General features: G+C 67.3%; 14 protein-coding genes. 3 read left to right on the top strand and 11 right to left on the bottom strand.

Going from position 1 to position 16,108, the window contains the following annotated elements:
- Positions 1–50 precede the first annotated feature (50 nt).
- A complete protein-coding gene (locus ACM6JT_RS30760) occupies positions 51–1,337 on the bottom strand; it encodes a Glu/Leu/Phe/Val family dehydrogenase (RefSeq protein WP_034182728.1) in 1,287 nt (428 codons plus the stop codon).
- A gap of 284 nt (positions 1,338–1,621) precedes the next feature.
- Positions 1,622–2,575, bottom strand: coding sequence for a LysR substrate-binding domain-containing protein (locus tag ACM6JT_RS30765; RefSeq protein WP_034182727.1), 954 nt, complete (start codon positions 2,573–2,575; stop codon positions 1,622–1,624).
- Between the two features lie 231 nt (positions 2,576–2,806).
- Here ACM6JT_RS30765 and purB point away from each other — a divergent pair, with 231 nt between their 5' ends.
- Positions 2,807–4,195 carry an adenylosuccinate lyase gene (gene purB / locus ACM6JT_RS30770; protein WP_047899802.1) on the top strand — a complete coding sequence of 463 codons (1,389 nt, stop codon included), beginning with the start codon at positions 2,807–2,809 and terminating at the stop codon, positions 4,193–4,195.
- Between the two features lie 69 nt (positions 4,196–4,264).
- Here purB and ACM6JT_RS30775 read toward each other — a convergent pair whose 3' ends face one another.
- A complete protein-coding gene (locus ACM6JT_RS30775; protein ID WP_414857850.1) occupies positions 4,265–5,686 on the bottom strand; it encodes an NAD(P)/FAD-dependent oxidoreductase in 1,422 nt (473 codons plus the stop codon).
- A 276-nt stretch (positions 5,687–5,962) separates the two neighbouring features.
- On the opposite strand from ACM6JT_RS30775, the gene ACM6JT_RS30780 reads away from it, so the two are divergent.
- Positions 5,963–6,610: a TetR/AcrR family transcriptional regulator gene (locus tag ACM6JT_RS30780; RefSeq protein ID WP_047899800.1), complete on the top strand. Its 648-nt coding sequence runs from the start codon at positions 5,963–5,965 to the stop codon at positions 6,608–6,610.
- A gap of 73 nt (positions 6,611–6,683) precedes the next feature.
- Here the strand turns inward: ACM6JT_RS30780 and ACM6JT_RS30785 are convergent, their stop codons facing one another.
- The 4 genes from ACM6JT_RS30785 to edd all read right to left on the bottom strand — a co-directional run bounded on the left by ACM6JT_RS30785 (position 6,684) and on the right by edd (position 11,285).
- Entirely contained in the window at positions 6,684–7,187 is a 504-nt protein-coding gene (locus ACM6JT_RS30785; RefSeq protein ID WP_034182723.1) for a gluconokinase, read from the bottom strand.
- 13 nt (positions 7,188–7,200) lie between these two features.
- Entirely contained in the window at positions 7,201–8,562 is a 1,362-nt protein-coding gene (locus ACM6JT_RS30790) for a GntP family permease (protein ID WP_034182722.1), read from the bottom strand.
- 220 nt (positions 8,563–8,782) lie between these two features.
- Entirely contained in the window at positions 8,783–9,409 is a 627-nt protein-coding gene (gene eda, locus ACM6JT_RS30795; protein ID WP_034182721.1) for a bifunctional 4-hydroxy-2-oxoglutarate aldolase/2-dehydro-3-deoxy-phosphogluconate aldolase, read from the bottom strand.
- 19 nt (positions 9,410–9,428) lie between these two features.
- Positions 9,429–11,285, bottom strand: a complete 1,857-nt coding sequence (edd, locus tag ACM6JT_RS30800; protein WP_131947996.1) for a phosphogluconate dehydratase — start codon at positions 11,283–11,285, stop codon at positions 9,429–9,431.
- Positions 11,286–11,578: 293 nt separating this feature from the next.
- Between edd and ACM6JT_RS30805 the strand changes: the two genes are divergently transcribed.
- On the top strand, positions 11,579–12,427 hold the full coding sequence (locus ACM6JT_RS30805) for a MurR/RpiR family transcriptional regulator (protein ID WP_027783542.1): 849 nt from the start codon (positions 11,579–11,581) through the stop codon (positions 12,425–12,427).
- A 97-nt stretch (positions 12,428–12,524) separates the two neighbouring features.
- Here the strand turns inward: ACM6JT_RS30805 and ACM6JT_RS30810 are convergent, their stop codons facing one another.
- From ACM6JT_RS30810 to lptE, 4 genes are all read right to left on the bottom strand, one after another.
- Positions 12,525–12,947 (bottom strand): CopD family protein, encoded by a 423-nt coding sequence (locus tag ACM6JT_RS30810; protein WP_105389850.1) that lies wholly within the window; start codon positions 12,945–12,947, stop codon positions 12,525–12,527.
- Between the two features lie 17 nt (positions 12,948–12,964).
- Entirely contained in the window at positions 12,965–14,236 is a 1,272-nt protein-coding gene (locus ACM6JT_RS30815) for a glutamate-5-semialdehyde dehydrogenase (RefSeq protein ID WP_414857851.1), read from the bottom strand.
- 183 nt (positions 14,237–14,419) lie between these two features.
- Positions 14,420–15,514 carry a DNA polymerase III subunit delta gene (gene holA, locus ACM6JT_RS30820; protein ID WP_414857852.1) on the bottom strand — a complete coding sequence of 365 codons (1,095 nt, stop codon included), beginning with the start codon at positions 15,512–15,514 and terminating at the stop codon, positions 14,420–14,422.
- A gap of 18 nt (positions 15,515–15,532) precedes the next feature.
- Entirely contained in the window at positions 15,533–16,084 is a 552-nt protein-coding gene (lptE, locus tag ACM6JT_RS30825; protein ID WP_034182717.1) for an LPS assembly lipoprotein LptE, read from the bottom strand.
- Positions 16,085–16,108: the final 24 nt, after the last annotated feature.

Below are 16,108 nucleotides of genomic sequence, written 5' to 3' on the forward strand. Positions count from 1 at the left end.
TCATGCACGCAACCGGTTGGATTGCGTCATGGCTAGATCATAGTCAATGATCAGGGGTAGAGGCCGCGCATTTCGCGCGCCATCAGGATGCGCGTGCACGCAACGATGAACGCCGCCGTACGCACCGTCACCTTGTGCTCTTCCGCGACCGCCCACACGCCGGCGAACGCTTCGCGCATCACGCGCTCGAGACGATGGTTGATCTCGTCTTCCGTCCAGAAGAAGCTCGAGAAATCCTGCACCCACTCGAAGTACGACACGGTCACGCCGCCCGCGTTCGCGATCACGTCGGGGATCACGAGCACGCCGTTCGCGCTCAGGATGTCGTCCGCCGCCGTCGTCGTCGGGCCGTTCGCGCCTTCGACGACGATCTTCGTGCGGATCTTCGCCGCGTTCTTCTCGGTGATCTGGTTTTCCAGTGCCGCCGGGATCAGGATGTCGGTCTCGACCGTCCAGAACTCGTCGTTCGGCATCGGCTCCGCGCCTTCGAAGCCCGCGACGCCGCCCGTGCGTGCGACGTGGTCGAGCAGCTTGTTCGAATCGAGGCCGGCCGGCCGGTAGATCGTGCCGGTGTGATCCTGCACCGCGATCACCTTCGCGCCCGCTTCCTGGAACAGCTTCGCCGCGATGCCGCCGACGTTGCCGAAACCCTGCACCGCGATGCGCGCGCCTTCGATCTCGAGGCCCTTCTTCTTCGCCGCTTCGCAGCCGACGACGAACACGCCGCGGCCCGTCGCTTCCTTGCGGCCGAGCGAACCGCCGAGCGCGATCGGCTTGCCGGTCACGACGCCGGTCGACGTCTGGCCCTGGTTCATCGAGAAGGTGTCCATCATCCACGCCATCACCTGTTCGTTGGTGTTGACGTCCGGCGCCGGAATGTCGGTGTTCGGGCCGATGATGATGCCGATTTCGCTGGTGTAGCGGCGCGTCACGCGCTCGAGCTCACCGCGCGACAGCTTGCGCGGGTCGACGCGGATGCCGCCCTTCGCACCGCCGTACGGCACGTTCACGGCCGCGTTCTTCACCGACATCCATGCGGACAGCGCCATCACTTCCGACAGCGTCACGTCCTGGTGGTAGCGCACGCCGCCCTTGCCCGGGCCGCGCGACACGTTGTGCTGCACGCGATAGCCCTCGAAGTGCGCGACGGTACCGTTGTCGAGCTCGATGGGCACATCGACGATCAGGATGCGCTTCGGGCGCTTCAGCGTTTCGAGCCAGCGCGACAGCGAGCCGAGGTACGGCGCGACGCGATCGACTTGCTGAAGATAGTTGCCCCACGGGCCGAGATCGTCGGCGTGCAGGTAGGACGGGATGGACTGCAATTGCGAAGACATGGATGCTCCAACGGTCAACAGGTGCGCACATTGTCGAAAAACCCGTTTTTTTTATCCAATGCCGTTTGCTTATTCGATTATGCGTTTCTTGCATGATCGCGATTTTTCGCAAATCTGCGGTCGATTTGCGCAAGAACGCACGCGATCGGCCGCGCATCGCGTCCGCGAACAATCACGTTGCCCGCGCGCGGGCCGGCCGCCGGACAGCCGTCCGACAGGCGCGGCAAGCTCGCCGTCAGCCGGTCGCGGTCGATCGTGCGCACTCGCCGATGGCTAGCCAGTTGCTAACCGGCGGTCTCGCGCAGTTCGTCGCGCACGACCTCCCACAGCGCGCGCACGAGCTTCTGCCGCGGATCGTCGCCCTGCAGCGCGAGCTTGTCGCAATAGAGCCGGATCTCCATCGTCAGCGTGAACGGATGCGCGCCGCCGCGCGCCGCACGGTCGAGCCGGATCAGCCGGCCGCCCGCGACCGAGTCCTCGACCGCGCTGTGCGGCAGGAACGCGACGCCGTGCCCCGCGAGCGCCATCGCCTTCAGCCCTTCGGCCATGTCGGTTTCGTAGACGCGATCGAGGAACAGCCGCGTCGGCGCGTTCGCGATGATGACTTCCGTCATCCGGCCGAGATACGCGTTCGGCGTATACGACAGGTACGGCACGCGCGCGTCGGCCGTGCCGGGCAGCGTATAGCGCGGCCGGCCCGCGCGGCCGGGCGCCGAGAACGGGCTGATCGGCTCGCTGCCGAGGATCAGCATGTCGTAGCGCGCCGGATCGAGCGCGACCGGGTGGCTCGGGTGGTGGTAGCCCATCACGAGATCGCAGCCGCCCTCGACCAGCGACAGCACGGCGTCGTGCACGTTCAGCGCGCGCAGCCGCGTGTGGACCTGGCCCATCTTCGCCTCGATCCGCTGCAGCCAGCGCGGGAAATAGGTGAGCGACAGCGTGTGCGGCACCGCGAACTCGATCGTCGGCACCGGCGCGCCGACGTGGCCGCGCAGGAGCGTGCGCGCCTCGTGCGCCTGCGACAGCATCGTCAGCGCCTGCTCGTAGAAGATCTGCCCGGCCTGCGTGAGCCGCGTCGGATAGACCGAACGGTCGATCAGTTCGGTCGCGAGCCACGCTTCGAGCGCCTGGATGCGCCGCGAAAACGCCGGCTGCGACACGTGCCGCAGTTCGGCGGACCGGCTAAAGCTGCGCGTTTCCGCGAGCGAAACGAAGTCTTCGAGCCATTTCAGTTCCATGCAGGCGGGCGCGGCGGGCGGCGGTCGGGAAGAAGCCTGCATTCTACCGGCGGGCGGGCCCGGCCGGCGGCGTCGCGCCCGGCCCGGCGGCCCGCTGCGCACCGGCTCCGGGGCGGCGTCGGCACGCGGCGGCGCCCGCCGGCTGCGCGCGGCCGGGATCGTCGCGCGCCAATGGTAAAATGCCGGATTCTCCCTACCCTCGCTCGACCCGGCCCCAAGGCCCGCCCGATCATGTCCGACACTCGTCCCGATACGCTTTTCGCCCTCACCGCGCTCTCGCCCATCGACGGCCGCTACGCCAGCAAGACCGAAGCGCTGCGCGACTGGCTCTCCGAAGCCGCCTTCATGCGCCACCGCGTCACCGTCGAGGTGCACTGGCTGATCGCGCTGTCGCGCGCCGGCTTCGCGGAAGTCCCGCGCTTCTCCGACGCATCCGAGCAGTTCCTGCTGCAGCTCGCCGAGCGCTTCACCGCGCACGACGCCGCGCGCATCAAGGAAATCGAGCGCGTGACGAACCACGACGTGAAGGCCGTCGAATACTGGCTGAAGGAATCGGTGAAGGGCCAGGCCGAACTCGAGAAGGCAAGCGAATTCATCCACTTCGCGTGCACGTCCGAGGACATCAACAACACGTCGCACGGGATGATGCTCGCCGGCGCGCGCGAACACGTGATCGTGCCGGCGCTGCGCACGGTCTACCAGCGCCTCGTCGCGCTCGCGCACGCGCATGCCGAACAGCCGATGCTGTCGCGCACGCACGGCCAGCCGGCCAGCCCGACGACGCTCGGCAAGGAACTCGCGAACGTCGCCGCGCGTCTCGCACGTGCGATCGCCCGCATCGAGAAGGTCGAGATCCTCGGCAAGATGAACGGCGCGGTCGGCAACTTCAACGCGCACCTGTCCGCGTATCCGGAATTCGACTGGGAAGCGTTCTCGCGCGACGTGATCGAAAACCGCCTGAAGCTCACGTTCAACCCGTACACGATCCAGATCGAGCCGCACGACTACATGGCCGAGCTGTTCGACGCGGTCGCGCGCGCGAACACGATCCTGCTCGACCTCGACCGCGACGTGTGGGGCTACATCTCGGTCGGCTACTTCAAGCAGAAGACGAAGGCCGGCGAGATCGGCTCGTCGACGATGCCGCACAAGGTCAACCCGATCGACTTCGAGAACTCGGAAGGCAACCTCGGCCTCGCTAACGCGACGCTGCGCCACCTCGCCGACAAGCTGCCGGTATCGCGCTGGCAGCGCGACCTGACCGACTCGACGGTGCTGCGCAACATGGGCGTCGCGCTCGGCTACTCGCTGCTCGCATACGACTCGCTGATCCGCGGCCTCGACAAGCTCGAAGTGAACCCGCAGCGCCTGAACGAAGATCTCGACAACTGCTGGGAAGTGCTCGCCGAGCCGGTGCAGACGGTGATGCGCCGCTACGGCATCGAGAACCCGTACGAGCAGCTGAAGGAACTGACGCGCGGCAAGGGCATCACGCGCGAAGCGCTGCAGCAGTTCGTCGGCACGCTCGCGATCCCGCAGGACGCGAAGGACCGCCTGCTCGCGATGACGCCCGCGTCGTACATCGGCAAGGCCGTCGAACTCGCGAAGCGGATCGCGTAAGCACCGCCGTCGCAGGACGAACAAAAGCCCGATGCGAACAATCGCATCGGGCTTTTTCCTTTCAGGCGCTCAGAACGAAATCATCCGGCCCGGGTTGAGCGCGCTCATCACGCTCATCGCCGCCTTCGCGGCCGGGATCGCGATCGGCGACAACTGCCGGCCGAGCGGAATCTCGCGATGGTCGATGCCGGTCAGCATCGAGAAATCGTCGTTGCGGCCGACGAAATCGTCGCAGATCGCCTTGCCGATCCGCACCGTCTGCGCAACGCCGTGGCCGCTCCAGCCCTGCACCATGTACATCGGCACGCGGCCGTCGGTCTTGCGGCTGTCGGTGGCGCCGTTCAGCGTGAAGTCGCTGACGCCGCTCCAGCAGTAGTCGAGCGCGAAGCTGCCGTCGGCCTGCGGAAACACCGTGTTCAGCCGCGTCAGCAGATACGCGTTGACGTCGGGTTGTGCCCAGCAGGACCCGGTGCCCTGCCCGCCGAACAGCAGCCGGTTGCCGCGCACCGGCCGGTAGTAGTCGATCTGGAACTGCGTGTCGTACACGGGCATGCCGGCCGGCATCAGCGTCGCGACATCGACATCGAGCGGCGCCGTCACGCTCACGTACGTGAAGAACGGCACGGTCGTCGTGCTGCCGCCGTCGAGCAGCCGGAACGTCGTGTTGTGCAGCGCGAGCACGACGCCCTTGCGCGCGGTGATCGTGCCGCCCGGCGTCGTCGCGACGACGCCTGCCGGCGTTTCGTCGAGCTCGAGCACCTCGGTGCCCTCGAACAGCGCGCCGCCGTTCAGCCGGAAGCCGTGCACGAGGCCGCGCACCAGCGCGAGCGGATGGATCTGGCCGCCGATCGCGTCGATCGCCGCGCCGTGGTACAGCCCCGAGCGCACGTATTCGTCGTGCAGTTGATGGCGGCCGACGAGCGTCACGCCCGCGTCGCCGAGATGGCGGCGCGCATCCGCGCCGTCGAGCAGCGCGCTCATGTGGCCGGGGTGGACCGCCGCCGTGACGTGGCCGCGCTTGCGGTCGAGATCGAGCGCGTAACGCGCGCCGATCGCATCGATCAGGTCCATCGATTCGGTCGACGCGAAGCGCCACAGCCGCTTCGCATCGTCGTGCGACAGGTGGTCGATCATGTCGGCCGCTTCCCAGCGCGCGAGGCCGGGCGTCAACTGCCCGCCGTTGCGGCCCGATGCGGCCGAGCCGACGTGATGCTTGTCGACGAGGATCGTGTCGACGCCCGCTTCCGCGAGATGCAGCGCGGCCGATGCGCCGAGCAGGCCCGCGCCGATCACGAGCACGTCGCACACCACGTCGTGCGCGAGCGGCGCGCTATTCTCGGGGCGCGACAGCGACGCCTCGTACCAGTTGGCCGGGCGCTCGCCGTCGTAGCGGGCCGGGTTGCACCAGTTCCAGTTGTCTTTCTCGATGTTCAGTTGCGTTTGCTCGAAACGCGATTCGCCCTGGATCAGGGGTTGGTGATTGGAAGTCATGATTGCACTTGCATGGTCTTGGGCCGCCTGACGATGAGCCGTTCTGGCTTCGCGGGTGGGGCAGCCGGTTCCACTTGGGTGTCAACGAGATAAAGGGCGCGATGGCCCGTGTTGACGGCGGACACGCTCGTGCCGCCTGGGTCCCGGACCGTGCGAAAGCACGCATTGAAAAGTGCCGGGACACCCAATTTCTACACCGCAGAAATAATTCTACAGTGTAGAATAAGCTTTCGTCAAGTTTACGACCGGCCCCGCTCCGGCTGCCAGCCCGCATCGATGAAAGACAAACCCGCCCAGGGCCCGCGCGGCCTCGACAAGGACGCGATCGTCGCGGCCGCGCTCGCGCTGCTCGAAGACGTCGGCGAAGCCGCGTTCAGCGTCCGCAAGCTCGCGCAGTCGGTCGGCTGCGACCCGATGAGCGTGCTGTATCACTTCAAGTCGAAGGACGGCCTGAGCCGCGCGATCGCGAACGCGCTGTCGCGCTCGCTCGTGCCGGTCGACGACGCGCTGCCGTGGCGCGAGCGGCTGCGCGATCTCGCGCGCCAGTACCGCGCGCTCGCGCTGCGCCACCCGGCCGCGTTCGCGCTGCTGCAGCGTCACATGAGCACGGGGCCGGCCGATCTCGCGCACATCGAGGCCGTGCACCGCGCGCTGGTCGACGCCGGCATCCCGCGCGCGGCGCTGCCGTCGGTGTGCGTCGGCTGGTATGCGAGCGTGATCGGGCTTGCCGCCGCCGAGGCCGGCGGTCTCACGCGGCCCGCGAACGACGTGGAGCTGGAGGAAATGAACGCGCTGTCGGACACCGAGCATCCGCTCGTCAGGTCGGCCGCCCCGCTCTATGCGCAGCTCGATCCGGAGATCGTGCACGACACGATGCTCGACGTGTTGCTCGACGGCATCGCGAAGCGCGCGCACGCGGCCTGACCGGCTGGCGCGCCGCCAATGAAAAAGGCGCCCCGAAGGGCGCCTTTTTCATCACGATTGCCGCGAACCGCGCTCAGTGCTGCTGCGCGAGGCCGATCTTCACCATCACCTGATCGACGATCTGTTCGGGCGTCAGCTCGATGCTGACCACGATCGCTTCGTCCGGGCCCGGCTCCTCGAGCGTGTCGAGCTGGCTCTTCAGCAGCGACGGATCGAAGAAATGGCCGGTGCGGGTTTTCAGGCGCTCGCGCAATACGTCGAACGAACCCTGCAGGTACACGAACCGCACGTCGGTGTCGGTGCCGCGCAGCACGTCGCGGTACGAACGCTTCAGCGACGAGCACGTGAACACGGCCGTCTCGCCCGCGCGCTGCTTTTCCTCGATGGCCTCGCGGATCGAGCGCAGCCACGGCCAGCGGTCGTCGTCGGTGAGCGGAATGCCGTTGTGCATCTTTTCCTTGTTCGCCGCGCTGTGAAACGCGTCGCCATCGGTATAGCTGCACGACAGGCGTTCCGCCAGCATTTCGCCGATTCGCGACTTGCCCGCGCCCGACACGCCCATTGCGATCAGAATCATTGACTACCCCTTGTTACAAAACCATGCTCAGCAGCAGCGTGAAGCTCAGGCCGAGCACCGAGATGATCGTTTCGAGCAGCGTCCAGGTCTTGAACGTCTGGCCGACCGTCATCCCGAAATATTCCTTGATCAGCCAGAAGCCGCCGTCGTTCACGTGCGAGAAGATCAGCGAGCCCGAGCCCGTCGCGAGCACCAGCAGTTCCGGACGGACCGCCGCGCCCGATGCCGCCGCGATCGGTGCGACGATGCCGCAGGCCGTCGTCATCGCGACCGTTGCCGAGCCCGTGGCCAGACGAATCAGCGCGGCGACGAACCAGCCGAGCAGCAGCGGCGACAGGTGCGCCTGCGTGGCGGTTGCGACGATCTGCTGCGAGATCCCGCTATCACGCAGGATACCGCCAAAGCCGCCGCCCGCGCCGACGATCAGCGTGATCCCGGCGATCGGCGCCAGGCACTCGCCGCAGAACTTCTGGATCTGGTCGCGGTTGAAGCCCTGCAGCTTGCCGAACGTGAAGAAGCTCACGAGCACGGCGATCAGCAGCGCAACGTCCGAGTTGCCGGCAAAGCGCAGCAGGTTGTTCGGCAGCGTCTTCGGCGCGAACACCAGGTCGGCCCAACTGCCGACCAGCATCAGGATCACCGGCAGCAGGATCGTGAAGAGCGTGATGCCGAAGCCCGGCAGTTCGCGCTTCTTGCCTTCGGTGTGCGTGTCGACGAATTGCGCGGCGAGCGGGTTGTTCTCCGGCAGCTTCACGAACTTCGAGATCGTCAGCGCGAACAGCGGGCCCGCGACGATCGCGGTCGGCACGCCGACGATCAGGCCGAATGCGATCGTCTTGCCGATATCGGCGCCGTACTGCTGGACCGCGAGCAGCGCGGCCGGGTGCGGCGGGATCAACCCGTGCACGACCGACAGGCCGGCCACCATCGGCAGGCCGACGACGAGCAGCGACTTGCCGGTGCGCTTCGCGACGTTGAACGCGATCGGGATCAGCAGCACGAAGCCGACTTCGAAGAACACCGGCAGGCCGACGATGATCGCGACGAACATCATCGCCCAGTGGATGTTCTTTTCACCAAACCAGTCGATCAGCGTGGTCGCGATCCGTTCGGCGCCGCCCGATTCGGCCATCATCTTGCCGAGCATCGTGCCGAGGCCGACGACGATCGCGATGTGGCCGAGCGTATTGCCGTTGCCCGTCTCGAACGACTTGACGATCTTGTCCATCGGCATCCCGACCACCAGGCCGAGGCCGAGCGACACGATGATGAGCACCAGGAACGGATAGATCTTGAACCGCGCGATCATCACGATCAACGCCACGATCGCGATCACGGTATAGATGAGCAGCATGCTGCCTTGGACAGCCCCCATGTGGACTCCTCCTTGGGATTATTCGAACCGGGCGGATCGTTGCGAGTATGCCCGGCTATGCAGGTCTCCGAAACAGCGGGGAGACCCCCACCGTCAGGACGCTGAATTTTACTTATCTTTACGGTTCGCGGATAGAACCGGTTCCATCAGCAAAAACCCTCGGTAAAACAAGCACTAAGCGCTTGTCTTCCGAGGGTCAAACCGTCATTCCGTACAAGTCTTAACGGGGCAGCTGGCTCGCAGCTTGCGCCAGGCGCGTGACTTCGGCCCAGTCCTGCGCGGCGAGCGCAGCCTTCGGCGTGAGCCACGAGCCGCCGACGCACACGACGTTCGGCAGCTTCAGGAAATTCGGCGCGGTGTCGACCGTGATGCCGCCCGTCGGGCAGAACTTCAGCGCCGGGAACGGGCCGTGGAACGCCTGCAGCATCGGCACGCCGCCCGCCTGCTGCGCGGGGAAGAACTTCACGATCTCGTAGCCGAATTCGAGCGCCTGGATGATGTCGCTCGGCGTCATCACACCCGGCAGCAGCGGCAGGCCCGCGTCGAGCGACGCGAGGTGCAGGTCCTTCGTCAGGCCCGGCGACACGCCGAACTTCGCGCCGGCCTTCTTCGCCTGCGCGCAGTGCTCGGGCTTCGTGATCGTGCCGACGCCGACGACGATGTCGTCCGCGAGCTGGCTCGCGCGCTGGATCGCCTCCAGGCCGGCCGGCGTGCGCAGCGTGATCTCGAGCACCTTCACGCCGCCCGCGTGCAACGCGCGCGACACGTGCTCGCCCTGCTCGACCGAGTCGAATGCGAGCACCGGAATGACCGGGCCCAGCTTCACGATTTCAGCAATCGTCTTCATCAAATTCGCTCCTTGAAATTCATGCGTCGACGCGGACGGCCGTTTCGCCGACCAGCGTCCCGAAAACCGATGCGCCCTGCTCGGCCGGCGCCGCGGCCGCGCGGAACACGCCGAACAGTTCGCGCCCGAAACCGACCTCGTTCTCGGCCTGGTGCTGCGGCTGCGCGACCGGGCGCGACTGCCACTCGGCGTCGTCGACCTCGATGTCGAGCACGCCGGCTTCCGCGTCGATCACGAGTGTGTCGCCCGTCTTCACCTTGCCGAGCGGGCCGGCCAGCAGCGCTTCCGGCGACACGTGGATCACCGCCGGCACCTTGCCCGACGCGCCCGACATGCGGCCGTCGGTGACGAGCGCGACGTGGAAGCCCTGATCCTGCAGCACGCCGAGCAGCGGCGTCAAACGGTGCAGCTCGGGCATCCCGTTCGCGCGCGCGCCCTGGAAGCGCACGACCGCGACGAAATCGCGCTTCAGCTCGCCGCGATCGAACGCTTCCTGCACGGCCTCCTGCGAATCGAACACGATCGCGGGTGCCGTCACCTTGCGGTGCTCGGGCGCGACCGCCGAAATCTTGATCACGCCGCGGCCGAGCCGGCCCTGCATCAGGCGCAGGCCGCCGTCCGGCTGGAACGGATCGCGGATGCCGCGCAGCACCTTCGTGTCGTGGCTCTCGGCCGCACCGTCGACCCACGTGAGCTTGCCGTCGATCAGCTTCGGCTCCTTCGTGTAGTGCGACAGCCCCTTGCCGGCAACTGTCGTCACGTCCTCGTGCAGCAGCCCGCCTTCGAGCAGGTTGCGCACCAGGAACGCGACGCCGCCCGCCGCGTGGAAGTGGTTCACGTCAGCCTTGCCGTTCGGGTAGATCTTCGCGAGCAGCGGCACGACGGCCGACAGTTCGTCGAAATCGTTCCAGTCGATCAGGATGCCGGCCGCGCGCGCGATCGCGACGAGGTGCAGCGTGTGGTTGGTCGAGCCGCCCGTCGCGAGCAGCGCGACGATCCCGTTGACGATCGCCTTCTCGTCGATCACATGGCCGATCGGCGTGTAGCGGCCGCGCTCGACGGTCAGGTCGAGCACGCGGCGCGCGGCCTCGGCCGTCAGCGCGGTGCGCAGCGGCGTGTGCGGATGGACGAACGCCGAACCCGGCAGGTGCAGGCCCATCAGCTCCATCAGCATCTGGTTGCTGTTCGCGGTGCCGTAGAACGTGCAGGTACCGTGGCCGTGATACGCGGCCGATTCGGCTTCGAGCAGCGCGTCGCGGCCGACCTGGCCGGTCGCGAACTGCTGGCGGATCTTCGCCTTGTCGTCGTTCGACAGGCCGCTCGTCATCGGGCCGGCCGGCACGAAGATGGTCGGCAGGTGGCCGAACTGCAGCGCGCCGATCAGGAGGCCCGGCACGATCTTGTCGCAGATGCCGAGGCAGAGCGCCGCGTCGAACATGTTGTGCGTGAGCGCGATCGCCGTGCCCATCGCGATCGCCTCGCGCGAGAACAGCGACAGCTCCATCCCCGGGTTGCCCTGCGTGACGCCGTCGCACATCGCCGGCACGCCGCCCGCGAACTGCGCGACCCCGCCGTTCTCGCGCGCGGCGGCCTTGATGATGTCGGGGAAATCCTTGTACGGCGCATGCGCGGACAGCATCTCGTTGTACGAGGACACGATGCCGATGTTCGGCTCGCGAATCGTCTTGATCGCGAACTTGTCGCTGCCCTCGAGGCCCGCGAAGCCGTGCGCGAGGTTCGCGCAGGACAGCGCGCCGCGCGCCGGGAACTTGCCCTGCGCGCCGTCGATGCGGTGCAGATAGGCGGAACGGGTCGATTGGCTGCGGGCGATCACGCGTTCGGTGACCTTCGCCAGAGTGGGGTGCAGCGACGTCATGCTGGGCGCTCCTGTATGCCGGCCGACACCGGCGGTTGGAATCGTGGGGACGGTCGAATGCATCGACCGAACGAAGCCAGTCTAGTAGAAAAACTACAAGCATGCAATGCAGATCGATTCGCGCGCAACCCTCATTCCCGCCACCAGTAAGGCTTTACCTAGTGAAAACCCTAATTACCCTCATCGCCATCGCACCAGAGGCACTGCAATAACGCTAGTATTTTCTTGTAGATTTTCTACAATTCGATTGCGATACACTCGCTCATCCGAACCCGATTTCCAGCCACTGCCCCATGCTGCCTCGCATTGAAGCGATCCGCGCCGAACTGCGCCCGTCCGAGCGCAAGCTCGCCGACTACATCCTCGCCGCACCGCGCGAGGTGCTCGATCTCGCGATGACCGAGCTGTCGACGCGCGCGGGCGTCAGCCAGCCGACGATCGCGCGCTTCTGCCAGGCACTCGGCTGCAGCGGCTTTCGCGAATTCAAGATCCGGCTCGCGCAGAGCGTCGCGCCGGGCGTGTCGTCGGTGTATCGCGACGTCGAGCCCGACGAACCGGCGCCCGGCATCATCGGCAAGGTGTTCGACCGCACGATCGGCGCGCTGATCGAGGTGCGCAACAGCCTGTCCGCGGGCAGCGTCGCCGATGCGATCGCGCTGCTGTCGAACGCGTCGCGCATCGAGTTCTACGGCGCCGGCGGCTCGGGCATCGCCGCGCAGGACATCCAGCACAAGTTCTTCCGGCTCGGCGTGCCGAGCGTCGCGTATTCGGATCCGCACACGTTCTCGATGTCGTCGGCGCTGCTCGGGCCGCACGACGTCGTCGTCGCGATCTCGAACACCGGCCGCACGCGCGACATCGTCGACGCCGCGCGCTCCGCGCTCGCGTGCGGCGCGAAAGTCGTCGCGATCACGCAGAGCCATTCGCCGCTCGCGAAGCTCGCGACGGTGAGCCTCGCGTCGAACGTCGCCGAGGAAACCGACGTGTTCTCGCCGATGACGTCGCGGATGTCGCATCTCGCGATCGGCGACATCCTCGCGGTCGGCGTCGCGCTGTCGCGCGGCCCCGCGCTGATGGAACGGGTCGGCCGCGCGAAGGAAGCGATCACGCGCCGGCGGATCGACGACGGCACGAAGGATTGAACAGAATCACACGGAACCCGTGCGTATACGAACAACGGCGCCCCGAAGGGCGCCGTTGCGCATGAATCTGTGCCGGCAGCCTCGCCGGCCGCACCGCTCAGAACGGCTTGATCACGACCAGCGCGACCGCCGCGAGCATGCCGAGCACCGGCAGCTCGTTGAACACGCGGTACCACTTGTCGGTGCGGCGGTTCTCACCGCGCTCGAACACCCGCAGCAGGTGCCCGCAGTATGCGTGATAGACGACGAGCAGCAGCACGACCGTCACCTTCGCATGGATCCAGCCCTGCCCCTGGCCGATGCCGATCGCGAGCCAGAGCCACAGCCCGCAGGCCAGCGCCGGCACCGCGATCATCGTCATGAAGCGGAACAGCTTGCGCGCCATCAGCAGCAGGCGTCGCACGGCGGCCGGATCGGTTTCCATGGCCAGGTTCACGTAGATGCGCGGCAGGTAGAACAGCCCCGCGAACCACGCGGCGATCAGAACGATATGGAACGTCTTGACCCAGAGCATTGCCATCGGTTGTGCGCCTCGCTTTACTGGCGGCCTTCGCCGTGCCCGAGCACGACGTACTTCAGCGACGTCAGCCCTTCCAGGCCGACGGGGCCGCGTGCGTGCAGCTTGTCGTTCGAGATGCCGATTTCCGCGCCGAGGCCGAATTCGAAGCCGTCCGCGAAGCGCGTCGACGCGTTGACCATCACGCTCGCCGAATCGACCTCGCGCAGGAAACGCATCGCGCGGTCGTGATCCTCGGTGACGATCGCATCGGTGTGATGCGAGCCGTATTGGTTGATGTGCTCGATCGCGGCGTCGAGGCCGTCGACGACCTTGATCGCGAGCACCGGCGCGAGATATTCGGTATGCCAGTCTTCCTCGGTCGCATCGACGAGCGGGCCGACGCCCGCATCGTCGAGCACCGCGCGCGCGGCCGCGTCGACGCGCAGTTCGACCTGCTTGTCGCGATACAGCTTGCCGAGCGGCGGCAGCAGCTTCGCCGCGATACCGCTCGCGACGAGCAGCGTCTCCATCGTGTTGCAGGTGCCGTAGCGGTGCGTCTTCGCGTTGTCGCAGACGGTCAGTGCCTTGTCGAGATCGGCGCGATCGTCGACATACACGTGGCAGATGCCGTCGAGGTGCTTGATCATCGGCACGCGTGCCTCGTTGATCAGGCGTTCGATCAGGCTCTTGCCGCCGCGCGGCACGATCACGTCGACGTACTCGGTCATCGTGATCAGCTTGCCGACCGCCGCGCGATCGGCCGTCGCGACGACCTGCACCGCGTCCTGCGGCAGGCCGGCCGCCGCGAGCCCTTCGCCGATCAGCTTCGCGAGCGCCGTGTTCGACTCGAGCGCTTCGGAACCGCCGCGCAGGATCGTCGCGTTGCCCGACTTCAGGCACAGCGCGGCCGCGTCGATCGTCACGTTCGGGCGCGACTCGTAGATAATGCCGATCACGCCGAGCGGCACGCGCATCTGGCCGACCTGGATCCCGCTCGGGCGGTACTTGAGGTTGCCGATCTCGCCGATCGGATCGGCCAGCGCCGCAACCTGGCGCAGGCCTTCGACCATCGTCGTCAGCGCCTTGTCGGACAGCGTCAGGCGGTCGACGAACGCCGCATCGAGCCCCTTTTCACGGGCGCGGGCGACGTCGCGTGCATTCGCGTCCTTCAGCGCCTGCGCGTCGCGTTCGATCGCGCGGGCCACGGCGTCGAGCGCCGCGTTCTTCGCGGCCGTGCTGGCGCGCGCCATCGCGCGGGAAGCGTGCCGGGCGCGACGGCCCAGGTCGGTCATGTACTGATCGATATCCATCGTGTGACTCGAGAAGCAAGCCGCGCTGGGCGGCATGAATTCGTGGGGAAGCGAGGGGCGGCTATCCGCGGGTGGGCCATCCGTATGGTGCGGCGGCCGAAAGGCCGCGCCGCGGATGGCCGCCCCGGCTTTCGAAGCATTGTAAGCGGGTTGTGCAGCGCGCGCTGAAGGCCCGAACGGGGCTTAACGCCGCACGCGACCCGCGGTCGGCGGTCGCTCGCCGCGTGCGCCCGCAACCGTCATCGCGAGCTGGAACAGCCCGTCCCACGGATCGGGCGGCGGTTGGTCCTGCGTGCGGCGGCCCGGCACGACGGCCGTAAGCCCCTTGACCTGCCGGTCGAGCTGCGCGGCGAACGCGAGCGCCTTCTCGAGCATGGGTTCCGACACGCGGTTCAGCGCGGGGCCGATCAGCCGTTCGCGCGGGCCCCACACGCGGTTCTCGCGCAGCAGCGTCGCCAGCGGCTTGCCGGCCGTCGCGCCGCGCTTGATCCGCAGCAGCGTGCGCAGTTCCTCGACGACGGCCCACATCACGAGCACGATCGCCTCACCCTCGCCCTTCAGCCCGTCGATCATCCGCGCGAGCCGCGCGGCGTCGCCGGCGAGCATCGCTTCGTTCAGCTTGAACACGTCGTAGCGCGCGACGTTCAGCACCGCATCGTGCACCTGCTCGAACGACAGCGCGCCCTGCGGATACAGCAGCCCGAGCTTCTGGATTTCCTGGTGCGCGGCGAGCAGGTTGCCCTCGACGCGCTCCGCGATGAACTGCAGCGCGCGCCGCCCGTCGTCGCCGGCCGCGACGCGCTGGCCCTGCATCGACAGACGCTGGCCGATCCAGTTCGGCAGCTGCGCGCGGTCGACCGGATCGATCTTCAGCGCGACGCCGCCGTTCTGCAGCGCGGTAAACCACGCGGATTTCTGCGTGGCCGCATCGAGACGCGGCAGCGTGACAAGCAACAGCGCATCGGGATTGGCGGTGGCCGCGAGCGTCTTCAGCGCGTCGGCGCCTTCCTTGCCGGGCTTGCCCGACGGAATGCGCAGCTCGATCAGCTGGCGCTCGCCGAACAGCGACATCGCCTGGGTCGCGCCGAGCAGCACGCTCCAGTCGAAGCCGCGCTCGACCGTATGCACCGAACGCTCGGTGAAGCCGGCCGCGCGCGCGGCCGCACGAATGCGGTCGCATGCTTCCTGCGCGAGCAGCGGCTCGTCGCCGTAGACGGTATAGAGCCCGGCCAACCCCTTCGCGAGGTGCGGCTCCAGCGCATCAAGTCGCAATTGCATCGGTGCGTGCGCCGTCGATCAGAGCGGCGGCGGCGGCAGCGGCGCGCGCGGCGCGACGCCCGGCACCACGTCCTCCGGCGCCGGCGTCAGCGAGTGGACGATCGCGAGACGCCGCATCAACTGGTCGACCGCATCGTTCTGCATGTCGCCGTACAGGATGTCGGCTTCCTGCGCCTTCGCGTTCGTGTACTGGTCGCTGTACGTCATCGCGCGGTTCAGCGCGATCGCGCTCGGCGGGATCAGCACGGTGCCGTCCTTGCTCGTCAGCGTGTAGTTCAGCGTATAGAACAGCGCGTATTCCTGCGCCGAACCGTACTTGTTGAGCGTCAGCGTGTTCTGGCCACGCGACTCCCACATGCGCAGCACGGCGTCGGCGTCGTCCGCCGACTTGACGATCTTCGTGTCGCTGCCGGCCTCGACGAGGCGCGTCAGCCGCGCCTCGACGGGCGCCGGCGCGCCGGCCACCAGCAGGTGCTTGAACGCATAGTCCTGCTGGCCCCGCAACTGGAAGCCGCATGCTGACAGCGCGACCGCGCTGCCGACGAGCATCAAAAACGATCTGCGGATCACCTTCGCTCCTTCTGGGTACGTCCG

The sequence above is a fragment of the Burkholderia sp. IT-111MI5 genome (genome assembly GCF_949752865.1).
In the GTDB taxonomy this organism is placed as follows: Bacteria; Pseudomonadota; Gammaproteobacteria; order Burkholderiales; family Burkholderiaceae; genus Burkholderia; species Burkholderia pyrrocinia_C.

Bases quoted from the DNA above. Each gene is read 5' to 3' on its own strand.
- ACM6JT_RS30760 (WP_034182728.1), bottom strand. From the start codon at position 1,337: ATGTCTTCGCAATTGCAGTCCATCCCGTCCTACCTGCACGCCGACGAT.
- ACM6JT_RS30765 (WP_034182727.1), bottom strand. From the start codon at position 2,575: ATGGAACTGAAATGGCTCGAAGACTTCGTTTCGCTCGCGGAAACGCGC.
- purB (WP_047899802.1), top strand. From the start codon at position 2,807: ATGTCCGACACTCGTCCCGATACGCTTTTCGCCCTCACCGCGCTCTCG.
- ACM6JT_RS30775 (WP_414857850.1), bottom strand. From the start codon at position 5,686: ATGACTTCCAATCACCAACCCCTGATCCAGGGCGAATCGCGTTTCGAG.
- ACM6JT_RS30780 (WP_047899800.1), top strand. From the start codon at position 5,963: ATGAAAGACAAACCCGCCCAGGGCCCGCGCGGCCTCGACAAGGACGCG.
- ACM6JT_RS30785 (WP_034182723.1), bottom strand. From the start codon at position 7,187: ATGATTCTGATCGCAATGGGCGTGTCGGGCGCGGGCAAGTCGCGAATC.
- ACM6JT_RS30790 (WP_034182722.1), bottom strand. From the start codon at position 8,562: ATGGGGGCTGTCCAAGGCAGCATGCTGCTCATCTATACCGTGATCGCG.
- eda (WP_034182721.1), bottom strand. From the start codon at position 9,409: ATGAAGACGATTGCTGAAATCGTGAAGCTGGGCCCGGTCATTCCGGTG.
- edd (WP_131947996.1), bottom strand. From the start codon at position 11,285: ATGACGTCGCTGCACCCCACTCTGGCGAAGGTCACCGAACGCGTGATC.
- ACM6JT_RS30805 (WP_027783542.1), top strand. From the start codon at position 11,579: ATGCTGCCTCGCATTGAAGCGATCCGCGCCGAACTGCGCCCGTCCGAG.
- ACM6JT_RS30810 (WP_105389850.1), bottom strand. From the start codon at position 12,947: ATGGCAATGCTCTGGGTCAAGACGTTCCATATCGTTCTGATCGCCGCG.
- ACM6JT_RS30815 (WP_414857851.1), bottom strand. From the start codon at position 14,236: ATGGATATCGATCAGTACATGACCGACCTGGGCCGTCGCGCCCGGCAC.
- holA (WP_414857852.1), bottom strand. From the start codon at position 15,514: ATGCAATTGCGACTTGATGCGCTGGAGCCGCACCTCGCGAAGGGGTTG.